Annotated in this window: 18 protein-coding genes; 8 read left to right on the top strand and 10 right to left on the bottom strand. The window is 53.8% G+C overall.

Annotation, left to right across the window (positions count from 1 at the left end):
• Positions 1 to 164: 164 nt before the first annotated feature.
• The 5 genes from ispC to rpsB form a co-directional block, all read right to left on the bottom strand.
• On the bottom strand, positions 165 to 1367 hold the full coding sequence (gene ispC / locus AC6I8K_RS03765; protein WP_483817952.1) for a 1-deoxy-D-xylulose-5-phosphate reductoisomerase: 1203 nt from the start codon (positions 1365 to 1367) through the stop codon (positions 165 to 167).
• Between the two features lie 114 nt (positions 1368 to 1481).
• On the bottom strand, positions 1482 to 2039 hold the full coding sequence (frr, locus tag AC6I8K_RS03760; protein ID WP_064737967.1) for a ribosome recycling factor: 558 nt from the start codon (positions 2037 to 2039) through the stop codon (positions 1482 to 1484).
• A gap of 142 nt (positions 2040 to 2181) precedes the next feature.
• A complete protein-coding gene (gene pyrH / locus AC6I8K_RS03755) occupies positions 2182 to 2907 on the bottom strand; it encodes a UMP kinase (protein WP_007893903.1) in 726 nt (241 codons plus the stop codon).
• A gap of 155 nt (positions 2908 to 3062) precedes the next feature.
• Positions 3063 to 3914 carry a translation elongation factor Ts gene (tsf, locus tag AC6I8K_RS03750; protein WP_064737515.1) on the bottom strand — a complete coding sequence of 284 codons (852 nt, stop codon included), beginning with the start codon at positions 3912 to 3914 and terminating at the stop codon, positions 3063 to 3065.
• 180 nt (positions 3915 to 4094) lie between these two features.
• Positions 4095 to 4814 (bottom strand): 30S ribosomal protein S2, encoded by a 720-nt coding sequence (gene rpsB, locus AC6I8K_RS03745; RefSeq protein ID WP_007893898.1) that lies wholly within the window; start codon positions 4812 to 4814, stop codon positions 4095 to 4097.
• A 318-nt stretch (positions 4815 to 5132) separates the two neighbouring features.
• Between rpsB and map the strand changes: the two genes are divergently transcribed.
• The 4 genes from map to AC6I8K_RS03725 all read left to right on the top strand — a co-directional run bounded on the left by map (position 5133) and on the right by AC6I8K_RS03725 (position 10350).
• The gene (gene map, locus AC6I8K_RS03740) at positions 5133 to 5927 is read left to right on the top strand and encodes a type I methionyl aminopeptidase (RefSeq protein WP_064737516.1); all 795 of its coding nucleotides are present in this window, start codon (positions 5133 to 5135) and stop codon (positions 5925 to 5927) included.
• 70 nt (positions 5928 to 5997) lie between these two features.
• Complete coding sequence (gene glnD / locus AC6I8K_RS03735; protein ID WP_064737517.1) at positions 5998 to 8652, top strand: bifunctional uridylyltransferase/uridylyl-removing protein GlnD; 2655 nt, start codon at positions 5998 to 6000, stop codon at positions 8650 to 8652.
• Positions 8653 to 8839: 187 nt separating this feature from the next.
• Positions 8840 to 9664: a 2,3,4,5-tetrahydropyridine-2,6-dicarboxylate N-succinyltransferase gene (gene dapD, locus AC6I8K_RS03730; RefSeq protein ID WP_008108489.1), complete on the top strand. Its 825-nt coding sequence runs from the start codon at positions 8840 to 8842 to the stop codon at positions 9662 to 9664.
• A gap of 293 nt (positions 9665 to 9957) precedes the next feature.
• Positions 9958 to 10350: a DUF3461 family protein gene (locus AC6I8K_RS03725; protein ID WP_007893894.1), complete on the top strand. Its 393-nt coding sequence runs from the start codon at positions 9958 to 9960 to the stop codon at positions 10348 to 10350.
• Between the two features lie 41 nt (positions 10351 to 10391).
• Here the strand turns inward: AC6I8K_RS03725 and AC6I8K_RS03720 are convergent, their stop codons facing one another.
• The 4 genes from AC6I8K_RS03720 to dgt all read right to left on the bottom strand — a co-directional run bounded on the left by AC6I8K_RS03720 (position 10392) and on the right by dgt (position 16037).
• Positions 10392 to 11618, bottom strand: a complete 1227-nt coding sequence (locus AC6I8K_RS03720; RefSeq protein ID WP_497826256.1) for an alginate lyase family protein — start codon at positions 11616 to 11618, stop codon at positions 10392 to 10394.
• Entirely contained in the window at positions 11618 to 12775 is a 1158-nt protein-coding gene (locus AC6I8K_RS03715; RefSeq protein ID WP_064737519.1) for a CdaR family transcriptional regulator, read from the bottom strand. Before AC6I8K_RS03715 ends, AC6I8K_RS03720 begins: the two co-directional genes overlap by 1 nt.
• Before the next feature lie 186 nt (positions 12776 to 12961).
• On the bottom strand, positions 12962 to 14407 hold the full coding sequence (gene degP, locus AC6I8K_RS03710; protein WP_064737520.1) for a serine endoprotease DegP: 1446 nt from the start codon (positions 14405 to 14407) through the stop codon (positions 12962 to 12964).
• A gap of 136 nt (positions 14408 to 14543) precedes the next feature.
• Positions 14544 to 16037: a dGTPase gene (dgt, locus tag AC6I8K_RS03705; protein WP_483816839.1), complete on the bottom strand. Its 1494-nt coding sequence runs from the start codon at positions 16035 to 16037 to the stop codon at positions 14544 to 14546.
• Positions 16038 to 16134: 97 nt separating this feature from the next.
• Here dgt and mtnN point away from each other — a divergent pair, with 97 nt between their 5' ends.
• From mtnN to AC6I8K_RS03690, 3 genes are all read left to right on the top strand, one after another.
• Positions 16135 to 16833 carry a 5'-methylthioadenosine/S-adenosylhomocysteine nucleosidase gene (gene mtnN / locus AC6I8K_RS03700; protein WP_064737522.1) on the top strand — a complete coding sequence of 233 codons (699 nt, stop codon included), beginning with the start codon at positions 16135 to 16137 and terminating at the stop codon, positions 16831 to 16833.
• Complete coding sequence (btuF, locus tag AC6I8K_RS03695) at positions 16826 to 17635, top strand: vitamin B12 ABC transporter substrate-binding protein BtuF (protein WP_497826255.1); 810 nt, start codon at positions 16826 to 16828, stop codon at positions 17633 to 17635. Before mtnN ends, btuF begins: the two co-directional genes overlap by 8 nt.
• 107 nt (positions 17636 to 17742) lie before the next feature.
• The gene (locus AC6I8K_RS03690) at positions 17743 to 17994 is read left to right on the top strand and encodes a hypothetical protein (RefSeq protein ID WP_064737524.1); all 252 of its coding nucleotides are present in this window, start codon (positions 17743 to 17745) and stop codon (positions 17992 to 17994) included.
• 35 nt (positions 17995 to 18029) lie between these two features.
• On the opposite strand, the gene erpA is transcribed toward AC6I8K_RS03690, so the two are convergent.
• The gene (erpA, locus tag AC6I8K_RS03685; RefSeq protein ID WP_007893884.1) at positions 18030 to 18377 is read right to left on the bottom strand and encodes an iron-sulfur cluster insertion protein ErpA; all 348 of its coding nucleotides are present in this window, start codon (positions 18375 to 18377) and stop codon (positions 18030 to 18032) included.
• Between the two features lie 199 nt (positions 18378 to 18576).
• Here erpA and hemL point away from each other — a divergent pair, with 199 nt between their 5' ends.
• Positions 18577 to 19857, top strand: a complete 1281-nt coding sequence (hemL, locus tag AC6I8K_RS03680; RefSeq protein ID WP_064737525.1) for a glutamate-1-semialdehyde 2,1-aminomutase — start codon at positions 18577 to 18579, stop codon at positions 19855 to 19857.
• The last annotated feature ends 23 nt before the right edge of the window (positions 19858 to 19880 follow it).

Below are 19880 nucleotides of genomic sequence, written 5' to 3'. Positions count from 1 at the left end.
CGCGTAATAATTCCTTTCATCAGAAATGCTGTGGTTTCTGAATACATTGCGCCTGCAGCAAAATCCGGCAAACACGCCAGATGACATCGAAACAATGTCGGGCTGTGAAACGCGAGCGAGCGACTATACCATTTTCACCCAGAGCGAACAAATAGCGGGAACTATCAACCTGCTAAACGAAAGCGCGGTAACAATTCATTAGCACGCACACGTGCTAATCGATCGATCTCCATTACCTCGTCAATGCTGTCCGGCTCCTGACAATTCAGGGACGCCAGCACTTCGCTGTTGATGGCGGCGATATCGGTAAAGCGAATCTGGTGCTGCAGAAAAGCTGCCACCGCCACTTCATTCGCTGCGTTCAGCGACGTTGTAGCGGCCTGACCTGTGGCACAGGCATCAATCGCAAGCTTCAGGCAGGGATAGCGCTCGTAGTCCGGCTCGGCAAACGTCAACGACTTCATGCGAGTGAAGTCGAGCGGTGTTACACCGGCAGAGATACGTGCTGGCCATGCCATGCTATGCGCGATGGGCGTTCGCATATCTGGAGAACCCAATTGCGCCAGCACACTGCCGTCGCAATAACGCACCATCGAATGGATAACCGATTGCGGATGCAGGATCACCTCCATCTGCGCGTCAGTCGCATTAAACAGCCAGCGGGCTTCAATGTATTCAAGACCTTTATTCATCATGGTGGCCGAATCGACAGAGATTTTACGCCCCATTGACCAGTTCGGATGCGCACAAGCCTGATCCGGCGACATACCGGCTAAATCCGCTAATGGCGTGTCACGAAAAGGACCACCCGATCCCGTAAGGAGAATCGACTCGATGCCGTTCCCCCGCAGATCAGCGTACCCCAACTGATGCTGTATGGAAGCGGGTAAACTCTGAAAAATGGCGTTGTGTTCGCTATCGACCGGCAGCAATTGCACCTGATGTTGGCGTACCGCCTCCATAAACAGACGGCCGCATGTGACAAGCGATTCTTTGTTTGCAAGCAACACGGTTTTACCGGCGCGAATCGCCGCCAATGTGGGCTGTAAACCTGACGCGCCAACAATCGCAGCCATCACCTGATCCACCTCATCCAGCGCAGCCAGTTCGCAGGCGGCTTGAACGCCGGAGAGCACTTCGGTATTCACGTTGAGTGCTTTCAGTCGCTCACGCAGCGCTCGTGCGGAGGTCTCGTCGGACATCGCGGCATAGCGCGGTTGGAATTGCAGGCATTGCTCAGCCATCAACGCCACATTCTGGCCAGCCACCAGCGCAGTCACCTGATACAGTTCAGGATTTGCGGCAATGACCGCCAGCGTGCTGGTACCAATGGAGCCGGTCGATCCCAGCAGAGTTAATCGCTTCATCATGCTATCCCTGTGAAGTCGTGGAGGGTGCCCGCAACGGCGCCGGACACAATGTAAAACGCCGCCAGAGTCGAACACGTCTCTGAACGGCGTTTTGAAAAGCAGTTGATGGAATTAGAAGTCCATCAGTTCCTTTTCTTTATCGGCCAATGCCGCATCAACACTCTTGATGTGCGCATCGGTCATTTTCTGGATCTCGTCCTGCGAACGACGTTCGTCATCTTCGCTGATCTCTTTGTCTTTCAGCAGCGCTTTGATCTTGTCGTTCGCGTCACGGCGGACGTTACGCACAGAAACACGGCCCTGCTCAGCTTCGCCACGTACGATCTTGATCAGGTCTTTACGACGCTCTTCGGTCAGCGCTGGCAGCGGCACACGAATATCGGTACCGGCAGAGCTTGGGTTCAGACCCAGATCAGAGGTCATGATCGCTTTCTCAACTGCAGCGCTCAGCGAGCGATCAAATACGTTGATTTTCAACGTACGTGAATCCTCTACCGTCACGCTAGCCAGCTGACGCAGCGGCGTAGGTGTACCGTAGTAAGGAACCACAATGCCGTCGAGCAGTGAAGGAGAAGCACGGCCGGTGCGTACTTTGCTGATGTTGTTTTTGAATGCATCCACGCATTTTTCCATGCGCGTGTCTGCATCTTTTTTAATGTCGTTAATCACGTTGAAACCCTTGAATTCGGTTGACCTGGCCATTTCCGGGCTAACCGGAAGCGGTATCGATAAACATCGATCATCCTAATTGCTGCGCGATGACAGAGCATCGCGGCAAAAGAATATACCTTATTTTAACGTGCGTCGGGTATTAATGCGTAATCAGGGTGCCTTCTTTTTCACCCATTACTACGCGACGCAGTGCGCCAGGCTTGTTCATGTTGAAGACGCGGATAGGCAGTTTGTGGTCACGCGCCAGCGTAAAGGCCGCGAGATCCATCACTTTAAGCTCTTTATCCAACACTTCTGCATAGCTTAGTTGGTCATAAAGCGTGGCATCCGGGTTTTTTACCGGATCTTCAGAGTAGACGCCGTCTACTTTGGTGGCTTTCAGTACCACGTCGGCTTCAATTTCGATGCCGCGCAGGCAGGCTGCAGAGTCAGTGGTAAAGAACGGGTTGCCGGTACCGGCCGCAAAGATAACGACGCGGTTATTGCGCAGCAGGCTGATCGCTTCTGCCCAGCTGTAGTTATCACACACGCCGTTCAGCGGAATCGCTGACATCAAGCGTGCATTGACATACGCACGGTGCAGCGCGTCACGCATTGCCAGGCCATTCATCACGGTTGCCAGCATGCCCATATGGTCGCCGACCACACGGTTCATGCCCGCCTGAGCCAGGCCTGCGCCGCGGAACAGGTTACCGCCACCAATAACCACACCCACCTGGATGCCCAGTTCAACCAGCTCTTTCACCTCTTGCGCCATGCGGTCAAGCACGCTCGCGTCGATGCCAAAACCTTCGGCACCTTGCAGTGCTTCGCCACTCAGTTTTAGCAGGATACGTTGATATACAGGTTTTGCGTTGGTCGCCATGGTCGATTCTTCCTGGAAGATATGATGAAAAGGAGAAGTAAAATCTGGTCGATCATCCGCAAAGCCCGCGAGAAAAGCTATTGGGATGAGACTGAAAAGTGCTGCACTAAATTGCAGACAAAAAAGAACCGCCTATTGGCGGTTCTTTCGGACCATTAAGACTGTTTGGACATTGCAGCAACTTCTGCTGCGAAGTCAGCGACAGCTTTCTCAATGCCTTCACCCACTTCGAAGCGGATGAAGTTGATGACGTCAGCGTTTTTCTCTTTCAACGCCTGGCCAACAGTTTTGCTTGGGTCGATAACGAAAGCCTGACCAGTCAGAGAAACTTCGCCGGTGAATTTCTTCATGCGGCCTTCAACCATTTTCTCTGCGATCTCTTTTGGCTTACCAGACTGCATGGCGATGTCCAGCTGAACCTGGTACTCTTTATCAACCACGTCTGCAGATACGTCTTCTGGCTTAACAAATTCTGGCTTGCTTGCAGCGATGTGCATGGCAACTTGCTTGCTCAGCTCTTCGTTAGCACCGGTGGTAGAAACCACAACACCGATACGCGCACCGTGCTGATAGCTGTTCAGCTCAGCACCTTCCAGGATAGCAACACGACGGATGTTGATGTTCTCACCGATTTTTGCAACCAGCGCTACGCGTTCTTCTTCGAACTGCGCCTTCAGAACTTCCACATCGGTAACTTTGCCAGCAGCTGCTGCATCCAGAACCTTGTCAGCAAACGCCTGGAAACCGCCATCTTTAGCCACGAAGTCGGTCTGGCAGTTTACTTCCAGAATCACGGCGAAGCCGTCAGCGATTTTGGTTTTAATCACGCCATCAGCAGCAACGTTGCCTGCTTTTTTAGCGGCTTTGATTGCGCCAGATTTGCGCATGTTCTCAATCGCCAGCTCGATGTCGCCATTCGCTTCGGTCAGCGCTTTTTTGCAGTCCATCATGCCTGCGCCAGTACGCTCACGCAGTTCTTTTACCAATGCAGCGGTAATATCAGCCATTCCAGAATCCTCGATTCGTCTCTGTGTGCTCACACACTGTCAGAAACTTGTTGCGGAAAATTTACTCTGCCCCGCTCTCAGATGTGAGCGTGACAGACTTAGATAAAATAAAGGGGCCTGAACGGCCCCCTTAACAGATAACATCTGATGTCTAAGGGCTCTTAAAAAGAGCGAACCTTATTAAGCTTCAGCAGCTTCTTCAGCCTGCTCAGCCAGGTCCTGTGAACGGCCTTCGCGCACGGTAGTGGCAACGGCAGTCAGGTACAGGCTTACAGCACGGATCGCATCGTCGTTACCTGGGATAACGAAGTCAACGCCGTCTGGATCAGAGTTGGTATCAACGATAGCAAATACTGGGATACCCAGGTTGTTTGCTTCTTTGATAGCGATGTGCTCGTGATCAGCGTCAACAACGAACAGTGCATCCGGCAGACCGCCCATATCTTTGATACCGCCCAGGCTGTTTTCCAGCTTGGCCAGTTCGCGAGTGCGCATCAGCGCTTCTTTCTTGGTCAGTTTGTCGAAAGTACCGTCCTGAGACTGAGACTCAAGATCTTTCAGGCGTTTGATTGACTGACGAACGGTTTTCCAGTTAGTCAGCATGCCACCCAACCAGCGGTGGTTTACGAAGAACTGGTCGCAGCTCAGCGCTGACTCTTTTACCGCTTCGGCAGCAGCGCGCTTAGTACCAACGATCAGAATCTTACCTTTACGGGAAGAGATCTTTTTCAACTCAGCCAGAGCGTCGTTGAACATTGGCACAGTCTGCTCGAGGTTGATGATGTGAACCTTGTTACGTGCGCCGAAGATGAATGGCTTCATTTTCGGGTTCCAGTAACGGGTCTGGTGACCAAAGTGAACACCAGCCTTGAGCATGTCGCGCATTGAAACAGTTGCCATGATTACCTCTAAAGTTTGATTTGGGGTTGGGCCTCCATGTATCCCATACGACCGACCTCTTTCAAGGCACCCCGGCGTATGTGTCGATACATGTGTGTTTTAGTACACATAATGAGTTTTATGCGTTTCCTGCCAGCCAAACGTCGGCGACAGAGAATCGTCGGCGCGCTTTATACCACAATGCGCAGGAATACGCCAATAGTAGTTAGCTTGAGCAGGCGCAGACAATCGCTATTTGGCAGCCCATTTGCTGGCTGCTAACATGACTGCCACAGAACTCATTATTGTCGAAAATTTCGACGATCGCGGATTAATTTAATGGCCATTTCAATTAAAACCCCTGAAGAAATCGAAAAAATGCGCGTCGCGGGCCGTCTTGCCGCTGAAGTGCTGGAAATGATCGCACCGCACGTGGTGCCTGGCGTGACCACCGGTGAACTGGATCGTCTCTGCCACGAACACATCACGCAGAAGCAGCAGGCTATTTCCGCCTGTCTCGGCTATCACGGCTTCCCGAAATCGGTGTGTATTTCGGTGAATGAAGTGGTTTGTCACGGTATCCCAAGCGACGATCGCGTGTTGAAAGACGGTGACGTGGTTAACGTCGACGTCACGGTGATCAAAGATGAATATCACGGCGATACCTCAAAAATGTTCATCGTCGGTAACGCAACCATTCAAGGCGAGCGCCTGTGTCGCGTTACTCAGGAAAGCCTGTATATCGCGTTGCGCCTGGTAAAACCGGGTATTCGTCTGCGTGAGTTGGGCCGTGCGATTCAGCAGTACGTCGAAGCTCAGGATTTCTCGGTGGTACGCGAATATTGTGGTCACGGCATCGGTAAAGGTTTCCATGAAGAGCCGCAGGTCCTGCATTACGACGCGGATGACAGCGGCGTGGTATTGCAAGCGGGCATGACTTTCACCATCGAACCGATGGTCAATGCCGGTGATTACCGCATCCGCACCATGAAGGATGGCTGGACCGTGAAAACCAAAGATCGCAGCTTGTCCGCGCAGTATGAGCATACTATTGTGGTGACAGAAAACGGCTGTGAGATTCTGACGCTGCGTGAAGATGACACCATTCCAGCGGTGCTCGAAAACGTCGCGTAATCATCTTCCTGACAGTACCAGGCCGGCTTGTAGCTGGCCTTTTTTATGTGCGTAATGATGAGGCATGTTGATGAGTGGTAGCGTGACCGAAGCAGTACACAAAGGCCTGACCGATTCCCCCGCCAGTTGGCCCGATGACGCCCTGACGCGCGACAAGCTCAAACAGTATCTTGAGCAATTCCAGCAACATCTGGGCATCGCATTTGATGCGGGCACCGATATCGAATCCCTGATCGATGCCCGCACGCTATTTATCGACCGCTTATTACGTCGTCTGTGGCGCTTCTTTGGTTTCGACCAGATGAAAGAGATCGCGCTGGTTGCCGTGGGTGGCTATGGTCGCGGCGAACTGCACCCGCTCTCCGATATTGATGTACTGATCCTCAGCCGCCAGCCGCTGGACGACGCCGCCGCGCAGCGCACCAGCGAGCTGCTGACGTTGATGTGGGACCTGAAGCTGGAAGTGGGTCACAGCGTACGTACGCTGGAAGAGTGCTTGCTGGAAGGCTTATCCGATCTGACGGTAGCCACCAACCTGATCGAATCGCGTATGCTCACCGGCGATGTCGCGCTGTTTCTCGAACTGCAAAAGAACATCTTCAGCGATGGCTTCTGGCCATCGTCGCGCTTTTTCGCCGCCAAAATTGAAGAGCAGCAGGAGCGCCACCAGCGCTATCATGGCACCAGCTACAACCTCGAACCGGATATCAAAAGCAGCCCTGGCGGCCTGCGTGACATTCACACGCTGCAATGGGTCGCGCGCCGCCACTTTGGCGCCACGACTATGGATGAGATGGTCGGTTTCGGCTTTATCACCGAAGCGGAGCGCAATGAAATTAACGAATGTCAGGAGTTTCTGTGGCGCATTCGCTTTGCGCTGCACTTAACGCTGCCGCGCTATGACAACCGCCTGCTGTTTGATCGCCAGCTGACCGTCGCCCAGCGCCTCAACTACCTGGGTGAAGTCAACGAGCCGGTTGAGCGCATGATGAAGGACTTCTACCGCGTCACGCGCCGCATCGGTGAACTCAATCAAATGCTGCTGCAGCTGTTCGATGAAGCGATTCTCGCACTGTCGACCACCGAAAAGCCGCGCAACATTGATGACGATTTCCAGATTCGCGGTGACCTGATCGACCTGCGCGATCTCACGCTGTTTGAGCGAGAGCCGCAAGCCATCCTGCGTATGTTCTACGTGATGGTGCGTAACGAAAACATCAAAGGCATTTACTCCACCACGCTGCGTCAGTTGCGCTATGCGCGCCGCCACCTGAAACAGCCGCTGTGCCAGATTCCGCAAGCGCGAGAAACTTTTATGGCGATTCTGCGTCATCCGGGTGCGGTAAAACGCGCGCTGCTGCCGATGCATCGTCACAGCGTGTTGTGGGCTTATACGCCACTGTGGGGCAATATCGTCGGTCAAATGCAGTTCGACCTCTTCCACGCTTACACAGTGGATGAACACACCATTCGCGTGCTGCAGAAGCTGGAAAGTTTTGCCGATGAAGCCACGCGCCCGATGCATCCGCTGTGCGTGGAACTTTGGCCGCGTCTGCCACAGCCGGAGCTGCTGCTGATGGCCGCGCTGTTGCACGATATCGCCAAAGGCCGCAACGGCGATCATTCGATTCTTGGCGCGCAAGATGCGCTTGATTTCGCCGAATTACACGGCCTGAATTCACGCGAAACGCAGCTGGTTGCCTGGCTGGTACGCCATCATTTATTGATGTCCGTGACCGCGCAGCGCCGCGACATTCAGGATCCCACCGTTATTCAGCAGTTCGCTGAGGTGATGCAGAACGAAAATCGCTTGCGCTATCTGGCCTGCCTGACGGTTTCCGATATCTGCGCCACCAATGAAAGCTTGTGGAATAGCTGGAAGCAAAGCCTGTTGCGCGAGCTGTTCTTCGCCACCGAAAAACAGTTACGACGCGGCATGGAAAATAGCCCGGATCTGCGCGAACGCGTGCGCCATCACCGCCTGCAAGCGCTGGCGCTACTGCGTATGGAAAACCTCGATGAAGAGCGTTTGCACCATATCTGGAGCCGCTGCCGCGCCGACTATTTCCTGCGTCACACGCCGAATCAGCTCGCCTGGCACGCGCGTCATTTGATTCACCACGATCTTAATAAGCCGATGGTGCTGGTCAGCCCGCAGGCTACGCGCGGCGGCACAGAGATCTTTATCTGGAGTCCGGATCGCCCACACCTGTTTGCGGCGGTGGCCGGCGAGTTAGATCGACGCAACCTCAGCGTGCATGATGCGCAGATTTTTACCAGCCGTGACGGCATGGCGATGGATACCTTTATTGTGCTGGAGCCGGATGGCAGCCCGCTGGCTGCCGATCGTCATCCGCTGATCATTCAGGCGCTGGAACAAGCCATCACGCAAAACGAATGGGTGCCGCCGCGTACGCGTCGCCAGTCAGCGCGTCTCAAGCATTTCAGTGTCGATACAGAAGTGAATTTCCTGCCGACACACACCGATCGCCGCAGTTATCTGGAATTGGTCGCGCTCGATCAGCCCGGCTTGCTGGCGCGCGTAGGTGAAGTGTTTGCCGATTTGGGCGTATCGCTGCACGGTGCACGCATCAGTACGATTGGTGAGCGGGTTGAGGATCTTTTCATCCTTGCCGATAGCGAGCGGCGTGCGCTTGGCGTGGAAATGCGCAATGTGTTGCAACAGAGGTTGACAGAGGCCCTTAATCCAACCGATAAACAGTGACCTGGCTTTCATCCTTCACGTTGCAGGTGCGTTGGCTTTCCTCGCTCACCCCGATCACATACTGATGTATGCTCCCGGGGATTTGCTGCGTCGCCGCCTTCCTGCATCATGAAGGATGTTTGCCAGGTAATTTTACTATGTACGCGATCTGGCGTGCATTCCGCTATGACAGAATCAGGAAATAAATATGCAACAGTTACAGAGCGTTATCGAATCTGCCTTTGAGCGCCGCGCCGACATCACGCCATCTAGCGTAGACAGCGCGACCCGCGATGCTATCACCCAGGTTATTGGCCTGCTGGATAGCGGTGAACTGCGCGTGTCTGAAAAGATCAACGGTGAGTGGGTAACGCATCAGTGGCTGAAGAAAGCTGTACTGTTGTCGTTCCGCATCAACGACAACCAGGTAATGGAAGGTTCTGAAACCCGTTTCTACGATAAAGTGCCGATGAAATTTGCTGGCTGGGATGAAGCGCGCTTCAAAAACGCCGGTTTCCGCGTTGTACCACCTGCTGCAGTGCGTCAGGGCGCATTCATCGCGCGTAATACCGTGCTGATGCCTTCTTACGTCAACATCGGCGCTTATGTTGATGAAGGCACCATGGTGGATACCTGGGCGACCGTGGGATCTTGCGCGCAGATCGGTAAAAACGTCCACCTGTCAGGCGGCGTGGGCATCGGTGGCGTGCTGGAGCCGCTGCAGGCTAACCCAACCATCATTGAAGATAATTGCTTCATTGGTGCACGTTCAGAAATCGTTGAAGGCGTGATCGTCGAAGAAGGTTCAGTAATCTCCATGGGCGTTTACATCGGCCAAAGCACCAAAATCTTCGACCGCGAAACGGGCGAAGTGCATTATGGCCGCGTTCCAGCCGGTTCTGTCGTGGTTTCAGGAAACTTGCCTTCTAAAGATGGCAGCTACAGCCTGTACTGCGCGGTAATCGTGAAGAAGGTTGATGCTAAAACACTGAGCAAAACAGGTATTAACGAGCTGTTGCGTAGCATCGACTAAGCTTCTCCTGCCTTAAAATCTTCCTGACGGGCCTGCTTACAGGCCCGTAATTATTTGTTTACACCCCCGCCTGATTTACCTGTTTCGCGCCGCGAATTAACACGTGCGTTTATTTTTCAAACAGTTCATAATCCGCGCCAAGTTAACTCCGGTCGCGCACTGTTCATCCCGGTTTTTGTGTCTACAGTTGATTAAGTATGCCGTAAGCGTTCCGGTTGCCGCGTTTCTGCTGCATCCCGAATGATGATGATAGTCCTGCGCGCTCACCCACTCTTAGATGGAATATAAACGCTATGTACGACAACCTGAAAAGCTTAGGTATCAGCAACCCTGACGACATCGACCGTTACAGCCTGCGTCAGGAAGCAAACAACGACATTCTTAAAATTTACTTCCGCAAAGACAAAGGTGAATTCTTCGCCAAAAGCGTGAAATTCAAATACCCACGTCAGCGTAAAACCGTTGTCGCCGATCACACCAGCCAGGGTTACAAAGAAGTTCAGGAAATCAGCCCGAACCTGCGTTACGTGATTGATGAGCTGGACCAGATTTGCCAGCGCGACCAGGTTGAAGTGGATCTGAAGCGTAAAATTCTGGCGGATCTGCGCCATCTGGAAAGCGTGGTCTCTAACAAGATCGCTGAGATCGAATCTGACCTCGATCAGCTGACCCGCAATAATCGTTAATTTCCCGCTTTAGATGAGAGGCCAGCTAATGCTGGCCTTTTTTATGGCTGCTGATAAGGCAGCGAAAGCAGCCAGGTATCGCGCTGTGCCTGCAGCACCGCCCCACTTTGTTGATCCGTCCATCGCGTCTGCGTGATCCACTGCTGATAACGCGGCTGCTGCAGGCTGTTGTCAGCCATTGAAAGCAGCGGAATGATCCTTTGGCTCACCCGATCGCGGTTTTTCCACGGCCAGACTTTGTTGGCATCGCTATAGGGCGCCATCGCGTCAAGCGCATCCAGCAACGAACCGCTTTGCTGCTGGTTATGCCATAAATCTCCCAGCCCCGCCTTACTGGCAAGCTGCGCCAATGCGGTAAGAGCCTGCAGATTGAAGTAGCTGTAATGGAAGGATCGGGTGCGCGCCAGCTCGGCTGGTTGGCTGCCATCGGCACGAATTTGCAGCGCAAGTTTACTGCGTGCCAGCGCCACCATCGCTTTTACCGTCTCGCGATCGCCCAGATACCACGCTATTCCCGCCACCTGCGTGCAATACCAACTGCCATGATTATTCGCCGCCGCCGCTTCCTTGAGTGCTAGCGGATTGTGCCGCAGCCAGTGCAGATACTCGCTAAACCACTGCTGCATCGCCTGCTGATCTGCAGGCTGCCAGCCCGGCGCGTTGCGAAGCAAGGTCAATGCATCCACCACGCGCGTGGCAAAATAGCGCCCATCCAGCACGCCATCATGGCGTCCAGCGGATCTTCCCGGAATGCCTTGCGCAAAATTGAGGTTGGGATGCATACGGCTGTCGGGATGGATAAACCAGTGACGCATCATCGCCAGCGCTTTATCGGCATAGCGTTGATCGCCAGAGAAATACCAGGCCAACGTTAGTGCCTGGAAATCGGCAGTAAAACGCGCCAGCCGCACGCCATCACTCTGACCGTTTTTACTGGCGGGATTCACTTCGCCGTCGCGACGCTGCCACGGCAGGCCGTCGGCTTTGCTGGCATCCGGCCACCAATAGGCGCTTAGGCTCAAATAATCCTGCTTCGAACCGCTCGGCGGCAGCATGCCTTTATCTATGACGCTGGGATTGGGATGCTTCAGCGCGTTGTCTGCCTGCTGTTGCAGCTGATGCCAGGCTGCGACCGTCGGTGGCGCAGCGCGATGCTGCGTCAGCTGCTGCTTAACCCGCTGAAGATCGCTTAATGACAGAAAGGCCGGTTCGTTGGCCATACTTATTGCGCTGTACAGCCACACTAGCGCCATCCACAGTGTCTTCATTAACTCTGCTCATCCAGTTGTAGCGCCACATACAGCAGCAAACGATCGTCAAAGTTGCCCAGATCGAGTCCGGTAAGCTCGGAAATACGATTGAGTCGATACTCCAGCGTATTACGATGAATAAACAGCGCGCGTGCTGTCGCGCTGGGTTGCACGTTATGGCTGAACCATGCCACCAGCGTGCGTCGCAGCAAACCATTGTTATCCATACTTTTTAGTTTCACCAATGGGCGCGCCAGTTCGTTGGCCTGCCAGCCGCCGCGTAAACTGTCGAGCAGTACCGGCAGCACCAGATCCTGATAAAAATAGCTGCGCTGTTCGGGCATGCGCTGCTTGCCCACCATCATAGTGGTGCGCGCGGTGCGGTACGAACGTGCGATGCTGCCGGGGCCGGTAAAGTAGTTGCCGAGCGCAATGCGCATCCGCACTTGCCCGCTCTCCTTCATACGTTGCAGCAGTTGATCAACCCGACGACGATGATCGTCCTGATCGTAGCGCCCATGCGCATTCAGTGCCGGTTTTAGCACCACCATTTCAGTGAGTGAAACAATCGCAATCAGGTTGTCACGTTCTGGCGTGGTCAGCAGCGTTTGTAACTGCTGGAGTTCGGACATGGCGCTATCAACGCCGAGCTGACCGCTGTCAACTTCCACCACCGCAACCACACGTGGCTGATTAAGATCGATACCGAGCCGCTGCGCCCATTCGCTCAGCGCTGGCGATAAGGTTTCGCTGCGCACCAGATTCAGCACCAGCTCTTCACGCAAACGGCTGTCCTGCGCCAGCATATGCAGCAAACGCGCCTGTTCCAGCATCATTTCGGCGGTCATACACACCAGCTCGCCGTAATGACGCAGCGTCGCCGGTTGACCGGTCAAACCGATAACGCCGACGATGTCGCCATCAATACGTAGCGGCAAATTGATGCCAGGACGCACGCCGTGCAGATGTTTTGCCACCGCTTCATCAATATCCACTACGCGGCCTTGAGACAGTACCAGCAGCGCCCCTTCGTGCAATTCGCCAATCCGCTCACGATCGCCACTGCCAATGATGCGGCCGCGCGCATCCATCACGTTGACATTGCTATCAATAATTTGCATCGTGCGGGCAACAATATCCTGAGCCAGTCGCGCATCGAGATGATAAGTGGCCATCAATCACTCCGGAGAAAAGGACGAACCGACAGAATACGCATCCTTTTAAGGCGCTGACATTGTGCAACTGCACATAGCCAAGGAGATTCTGCGGGATTTGCGGTAAGCGTCACATTCAGTACCGGACATTTGCACAGACATAAAAAAGGCGAGCCAAAGCTCGCCTATTATCAATAACCTGGAAACTTACTGCATCAGCAGATACAGACTGCTATCACCGCGCTGTACGTTCAGTGCCAATACAGAAGGTTTCGTGTCGAGTACCTTACGCAGCTCGCCGAGATTCGCCACGGCTTGCTGGTTTACGCCCAGAATCACGTCACCTTTCTTCAGTCCGATACGCGCCGCAGCGCTGCCTGCTTTCACATTATCGACACGCACGCCTTTCTGGCCGTTAGTATCGATATTACTGAGATCGGCACCTTCAATACCGGTGTAAATGGTGGCCGACTGCACTTTATCCTGCGAGCTCTGTTGCAGTTCAACCGTGATATTCACCGGTTTACCCTCGCGCAGCAGACCGAGCTGCAGCTTGGTGCCGACCGGCAGCGAGCCCACTTCTGCACGCAGTGCCGCGAAGCTGGTCAGCGCTTTACCGTTCATTGACACCACCACGTCACCCGCTTTCACTCCAGCTTTTGCCGCTGCGGAGTTCGGCAGCACCTGGCTGACAAAGGCGCCGCGCTGCGCATCGACTTTCATCGCTTTCGCCAGCTCGGAATTCAGCTCGGTACCCATAATGCCCAGTTCGCCACGTTTCACCTGGCCGTATTCCACCATCTGCGCGGTGAGGTTTTTCACCATCGAGCTGGGGATAGCAAAGCCGATACCGATGTTGCCGCCGTCCGGCGCCAGAATCGCGGTGTTAATCCCGATCAGTTCACCGTTAAGGTTAACCAGCGCACCCCCGGAGTTACCGCGGTTAATCGCTGCATCGGTTTGGATGAAGTTTTCATAATTTTCAACGTTCAGGCCGCTGCGGCCCAGCGCCGAAACAATCCCTGAGGTCACCGTTTCACCGAGGCCGTATGGGTTACCGATCGCCACGGTATAATCACCCACACGCAGGTCGTCAGAGTCGGCAATCTTAATCGCCGTGAGGTTTTTCGCGTCCTGCAGCTGAATCAGCGCGATATCAGACTGCGGATCTTTACCAATCACTTTGGCGTCGTAGCGACGGCCATCGCTGAGCTGCACCTGGATTTTAGTGGCGTTATCCACCACGTGGTTGTTGGTCACCACATAACCTTTATCCGCGTTGATCACCACCCCGGAGCCGAGCGCACGGAACTGCTGTTTCTGCGCGTTAGCACCGCCATCCGCGCCGCCGCCATCACCGCCACCGTTTTGGCACATTGGCGAACTCTGGAACGGTGAACCGTCCTGGCAGAACGGAGAATTATCACCAAAGAATTGCTGGAACTGCTGTGGCATACGCGGCGTTTTAACCGTGGTGCTGCCTTCAACACTGATACTCACCACGGAAGGCATGACTTTTTCCAACATGGGTGCCAGGCTTGGCAACTGTTGGCTTGAAGAAGAAGCGCTCTCCGCGGCGAAAACGCTCACAGGGCTCAATGCCGTTGCGCCGAAACTCAGCGCCAACGCCAGCATAATTGTGTTTTTTTTCATTTATCTGTGTCTCTCTAAGAATGACGGCCAGACCATTGCTGTGGTCGTGATGGTGAGATTAAGTTTTTAGCGCGAAGTTCCTAATAAAGTTTTAGGCAAAGGTAAAAAATTGTTCTTCGTCTTTACAATTCTGCGCTTATTCAACCGCCATTAAACGACGATATTCATCCCAGGCATAATTGTCTGTCATCCCACTAATGTAGTCCTGAATCAGACGCGCACGATAATAACGTTCCCACAATAGGCGCTGATATTTATGCTCAACGATTAATGAACGCATGTGTTGTTGATAGGCTTTACGGTGTTTTCCGGAAAGCTTATGAAACAGACGTGTTTCAATCGGATGCTTTGCCAGAAAATCCTCGTTCATCAAGGTAGTAAACTGTTCATAGTTTAATAAAAGCAATGACTGGTATATTTCCAGCAAACCTTTAATTACACGGTAACCCTGCAATTCCAGCTGCTCGACTTCTGGATGATTAAACACTTGCTGACGCGCGACGGTTTTAAATAATGTCAGTAAGCGCCCTTCTTCGCCATCATCCTCCAGTAAAGCGTGATTAAAATCGCCCTGGAAAATAGCCGGTAAGTTATCGATGAACCGCTTAACCGCATGGCTGACCAATACGTTTTGTACATTTACCCGTAACGACATAAAAAATTGATCGCTGATACTGCGGCGTTTTTTCTGATTAGCCTCTTTCCACGCATCGCCGATAGTCCGGCTGAATACATCACCGCTTTTTACTGTGCCCCAGACGCCGAGCAAATGTTTATACAGCGTTTCAACATCGAAGATGTCTTTTTCTACGGCGTCATCCAAATCGGCAATGCAATAAGAGATGTCGTCGGCGGCTTCCATTATCCAGGTAAGCGGGAAACGATGATGTTCTTTAATATCGGTGGCTTCACGCAACTCGGCCACATATTCGCGTTCGGATAAGTAGAAGCCTGGTTTTTTCATTAATACACTGAAGGCCGCCGGTTTATCGCCTTGCCACCATGCGGGGGCAGTATATTTTAAAATGCAGGCCACCTGCGCATAGCTGAGATTGAGCTGCAGCAATGTATGCACCAAACGAATCGCCTGCGCATTACCTTCGAAATGGCATAAATCCTGACGAATCATGGCATTTAACTGGTCGAACGCTGAGCGCTCGGCCTCATTGGCAACGCCCGCTACCAGCGGGTCGACAAGCTCGGCAGGTAAGTTATCGTCGAACCAATCATTGATCGCCGCTTCCCCAAAATGCCCAAACGGCGGATTGCCGACATCGTGCAGCAGACAGGCCATCTCAATCAGGCTTTCGAATGCACCTTCAAACTCATCCAACCCATAATTGGCCAGCCCGCCGCCCTGCGTTTTCAGCGCTTGCAGAATCTCTTTGGTGATATAACGCCCGGTTTGCTGCACTTCCAGTGAATGCGTCAGACGCGAACGCACCGCCGCATTGCGTTCCAGCGGAAATACCTGCGTTTTCTGCTGCAGACGACGAATCGCCGCGGAGTTAATAATACGTCCGCGATCGCTTTCAAAATGGCGGGTAATAAAGTATTCCCCTTCGGGATCTTTGCGGCTGGTATAAGGGCGAGTGAAACTGATCTTCTTCCTGAAATTGATCGTCGCCATAATTACCCCTTATATTTTCGTGAATTCTTCCTCAATCAGCCATGTTAGACTATGCCTCACTTTTGCGGGTTACATCCATTAAATTAGCGAGATTCTTATGAAAGTAGGCATTATTGGCGCGATGGAGCAGGAAGTTACTCTGCTGCGTGACAAAATCGAAAACCGCCAGACGTTGACGCTGGCTGGCTGCGAAATTTACACCGGCACGCTAAACGGTGTTGAAGTTGCGCTGCTGAAATCAGGCATTGGCAAAGTCGCCGCCGCGCTAGGCACCACGCTGCTGCTGCAACTGTGCAAACCCGATGCGGTGATCAATACCGGTTCTGCTGGCGGATTAGCCCCCACGTTGAAAGTGGGCGATATCGTGGTATCGGATGAAGTGCGCTATCACGATGCCGATGTGACCGCATTCGGTTACGAGCCAGGCCAGATGGCCGGTTGCCCCGCCGCTTTCGTTGCGGATGACACACTGATTGCCGCTGCTGAACGGGTTATCAAGCAGCTCGACCTCAACGCGGTACGCGGTTTGGTGGTGAGCGGCGATGCGTTTATCAACGGAGCTGAACCGCTGGCGCGTATCCGTACCACTTTCCCGCAGGCGATTGCGGTAGAGATGGAAGCCACCGCCATCGGTCACGTTTGCCATCAGTTCAACGTGCCTTTTGTGGTGGTACGCGCGATTTCTGACGTGGCCGATCAGGAATCACACCTCAGCTTCGACGAGTTCCTCAGCGTTGCGGCAAAACAATCGTCACTGATGGTAGAGAACCTGCTGGTTCAGCTGGCGCGTGGCTAAACCCCTTATTTTCGGGCTGTTGCTGCTGTGTAACAGCCTGTTCGCCGCCGCACCGCGCGTTATTACCCTTTCGCCACATCTGACGGAATTGGCCTTTGCCGCCGGCATTACGCCAGTGGCAGTCAGCGCCTTCTCTGATTTTCCCGCGCAGGCTAACGCGCTGGAACAGGTTGCGAACTGGCAAGGCATCAAGGTTGAACGCATTCTGCAATTAAAACCCGATGTGGTGCTGGCGTGGCGTGGCGGTAATCCGCAGCGGCAAATCGAACAGCTGCAGCGTTTCGGTATTCCGGTTAAGTGGATTGATCCTCAAACCATCGATCAAATGATTGATGCGCTGGCGGCATTACAACAGTGGAGTCCACAACCACAACAAGCCATTGATGCGGCGCAGACATTACGTGCGCAGGAAGCGGCGCTGCGCACGCAGTATCAACAAAGCACACCGATCCCGCTGTTTTTGCAGTTTGGTCAGCAGCCGCTATTTACTGCTTCGCGTAACACGATGCAAAACCAGGTGATTGAGTTGTGTGGTGGCCGGAATATTTTTGCCGATAGCAGCGTGAGTTGGCCGCAGGTGAGCCGCGAACAAGTGTTGCTGCGCCATCCGCAGGCGATTGTGATCGGGGGTGATGCCGCGCATGCCGCCAGCATCGCCAGGTTCTGGCAGCCTCAGCTGGATGTGCCAGTGATCGCCATCAACGACGACTGGCTAAGCCGACCCGGTCCTCGCATGCTGTTAGCGGCAAAACAGTTGTGTGCCGATTTACATCCGACGAAAAAAAGCACCATAAAAGATTAAAGATTCGGCAGAAATTGTCGTAAATCATACTACAAGGCGCAGCAGCCACGTATGCTCTGTGCCCATTTTAGCGCTTAGCGCCATTTTGTCTTCACCAGGAACTATTCATGACCAGAGCACTGCTGCTGGCCATAGGGCTCGTGATCGCTGCACCACTGAGTGCAGCCACGTCCACCGGCTCTATTGCCGTCACCTTGACGTTATTCTCGCGTTGCGATATTTCACGCCAGAACGAACACACTCTGCCGACCGTTAATTGTGGGCGCCACTTCAGCGCGCAACCGCGCATTAGCGAACGGATATTAAAACGCGATGCCACGCGCCGTGAATCTACGCGTTTAGTGACCATTGAGTGGTAGGAATCTGGCTGCCAGAACGACAGCCAGAAGCAGCATTAGATGCTGAAGGAAGAACCGCAACCGCAGGTGGTTTTGGCATTCGGGTTAGTTACGATGAAGCGTGAACCTTCCAGGCCTTCGGTGTAATCAACCGAACCGCCCACCAGGTATTGCAGGCTCATGGGATCCACCACCAGCGCCACACCTTGTTTCTCGATGGTCATGTCGCCGTCATTCATTTGATCGTCAAACGTGAAGCCATACTGGAAGCCGCTGCAACCGCCGCCGGTGATATAAACGCGCAGTTTCAGCTCAGGATTCTCTTCATCAGAAATCAGGTTTTTCACTTTTTTTGCTGCTGCATCAGTGAATTGCAAAGGCAGCGCTGCTAAGTCGTCACTCATCTTTAACTCCGGGTAAACGTCGAGGTCAGAAAACGACCTTAATTTCGCTATTATCTGCCAGCCGTCCAGTGCAATCAAGTCTCAAGCTTGACACTGCGTGCCGCCGCATGCGCATGAAAGTATATACCCTAAACTTTAGCGCAAGCCGTTATTCCCGTAGAATGGCGCCAGATTTTTCCCGAACAGCAGGAGCAGAACAATGAGTAAGTCAGAAAACCTGTATGCCGCAGCGCAGCGCCTGATCCCCGGCGGTGTGAACTCCCCGGTACGTGCATTTACCGGTGTGGGCGGTGTGCCGCTGTTCATCGAACGCGCTGACGGTGCGTATCTGTATGACGCTGACGGCAAAGGCTATATCGATTATGTCGGTTCGTGGGGCCCAATGGTGTTGGGTCATAACAACGCCAATATCCGCAATGCGGTGATTGAAGCCGCCGCGCGCGGTCTGAGCTTCGGCGCACCGACTGAGATGGAAGTGAAAATGGCCGAGCTGGTGTGTGAGCTGGTGCCCAGCATGGACATGGTACGCATGGTTAACTCCGGTACCGAAGCCACCATGAGTGCGATTCGCCTGGCGCGCGGCTTCACCCATCGCGACAAAATCATCAAGTTCGAAGGCTGCTACCACGGCCACGCCGACTGCCTGCTGGTGAAAGCCGGTTCAGGCGCGCTGACGCTCGGCCAGCCAAACTCGCCGGGCGTACCGGCCGATTTCGCCAGGCACACGCTGACCTGCACCTATAACGATCTCAGCACCGTACGTGCGGCTTTCGAGCAATATCCTGACGATATCGCCTGTATCATCGTTGAGCCGGTAGCAGGCAACATGAACTGCATTCCACCGCAGCCGGACTTCCTGCCAGGCCTGCGCGCGCTGTGTGACGAATTTGGCGCACTGCTGATCATCGACGAAGTGATGACCGGCTTCCGTGTCGCGTTGGGCGGCGCTCAGGCGTATTACGATGTGACGCCAGATCTGACCTGTCTCGGTAAGATCATCGGCGGCGGCATGCCGGTGGGTGCTTTTGGTGGTCGTCGCGATGTGATGGATGCGCTGGCACCCACCGGTCCGGTTTATCAGGCCGGGACCTTGTCAGGTAACCCGATTGCCATGGCAGCGGGCTTCGCTTGTCTGTCGCAAATTGCGCAGCCAGGCACGCACAGCACGCTGACCGATCTGACCACTCAGTTAGCACAAGGCTTGCTGGCTGCGGCGAAGGCAGAAAATATTCCGCTGGTCATCAACCACGTTGGCGGCATGTTTGGGATTTTCTTCACCGATGCCGATGAAGTGACTTGCTATCAAGACGTCACGCAATGTGACGTTGAACGCTTTAAGCGTTTCTTCCACCTGATGCTGGAAGAAGGCGTTTATCTCGCGCCTTCCGCCTTCGAAGCTGGCTTTATGTCGCTGGCGCACAGCAAAGAAGATATCCAACGCACTATCGATGCCGCACGTCGCAGCTTCGCGCAGCTGTAAATAACAAGGGCGCCGACTGGCGC

It is taken from the genome of Pantoea sp. X-Soil-ISGK-421 (assembly GCF_059730785.1).
This window is presented reverse-complemented; position numbering and strand designations above follow the sequence as displayed.

Bases quoted from the DNA above. Each gene is read 5' to 3' on its own strand.
- ispC (WP_483817952.1), bottom strand. From the start codon at position 1,367: ATGAAGCGATTAACTCTGCTGGGATCGACCGGCTCCATTGGTACCAGC.
- pyrH (WP_007893903.1), bottom strand. From the start codon at position 2,907: ATGGCGACCAACGCAAAACCTGTATATCAACGTATCCTGCTAAAACTG.
- tsf (WP_064737515.1), bottom strand. From the start codon at position 3,914: ATGGCTGATATTACCGCTGCATTGGTAAAAGAACTGCGTGAGCGTACT.
- rpsB (WP_007893898.1), bottom strand. From the start codon at position 4,814: ATGGCAACTGTTTCAATGCGCGACATGCTCAAGGCTGGTGTTCACTTT.
- map (WP_064737516.1), top strand. From the start codon at position 5,133: ATGGCCATTTCAATTAAAACCCCTGAAGAAATCGAAAAAATGCGCGTC.
- glnD (WP_064737517.1), top strand. From the start codon at position 5,998: ATGAGTGGTAGCGTGACCGAAGCAGTACACAAAGGCCTGACCGATTCC.
- dapD (WP_008108489.1), top strand. From the start codon at position 8,840: ATGCAACAGTTACAGAGCGTTATCGAATCTGCCTTTGAGCGCCGCGCC.
- AC6I8K_RS03725 (WP_007893894.1), top strand. From the start codon at position 9,958: ATGTACGACAACCTGAAAAGCTTAGGTATCAGCAACCCTGACGACATC.
- AC6I8K_RS03720 (WP_497826256.1), bottom strand. From the start codon at position 11,618: ATGAAGACACTGTGGATGGCGCTAGTGTGGCTGTACAGCGCAATAAGT.
- AC6I8K_RS03715 (WP_064737519.1), bottom strand. From the start codon at position 12,775: ATGGCCACTTATCATCTCGATGCGCGACTGGCTCAGGATATTGTTGCC.
- degP (WP_064737520.1), bottom strand. From the start codon at position 14,407: ATGAAAAAAAACACAATTATGCTGGCGTTGGCGCTGAGTTTCGGCGCA.
- dgt (WP_483816839.1), bottom strand. From the start codon at position 16,037: ATGGCGACGATCAATTTCAGGAAGAAGATCAGTTTCACTCGCCCTTAT.
- mtnN (WP_064737522.1), top strand. From the start codon at position 16,135: ATGAAAGTAGGCATTATTGGCGCGATGGAGCAGGAAGTTACTCTGCTG.
- AC6I8K_RS03690 (WP_064737524.1), top strand. From the start codon at position 17,743: ATGACCAGAGCACTGCTGCTGGCCATAGGGCTCGTGATCGCTGCACCA.
- erpA (WP_007893884.1), bottom strand. From the start codon at position 18,377: ATGAGTGACGACTTAGCAGCGCTGCCTTTGCAATTCACTGATGCAGCA.
- hemL (WP_064737525.1), top strand. From the start codon at position 18,577: ATGAGTAAGTCAGAAAACCTGTATGCCGCAGCGCAGCGCCTGATCCCC.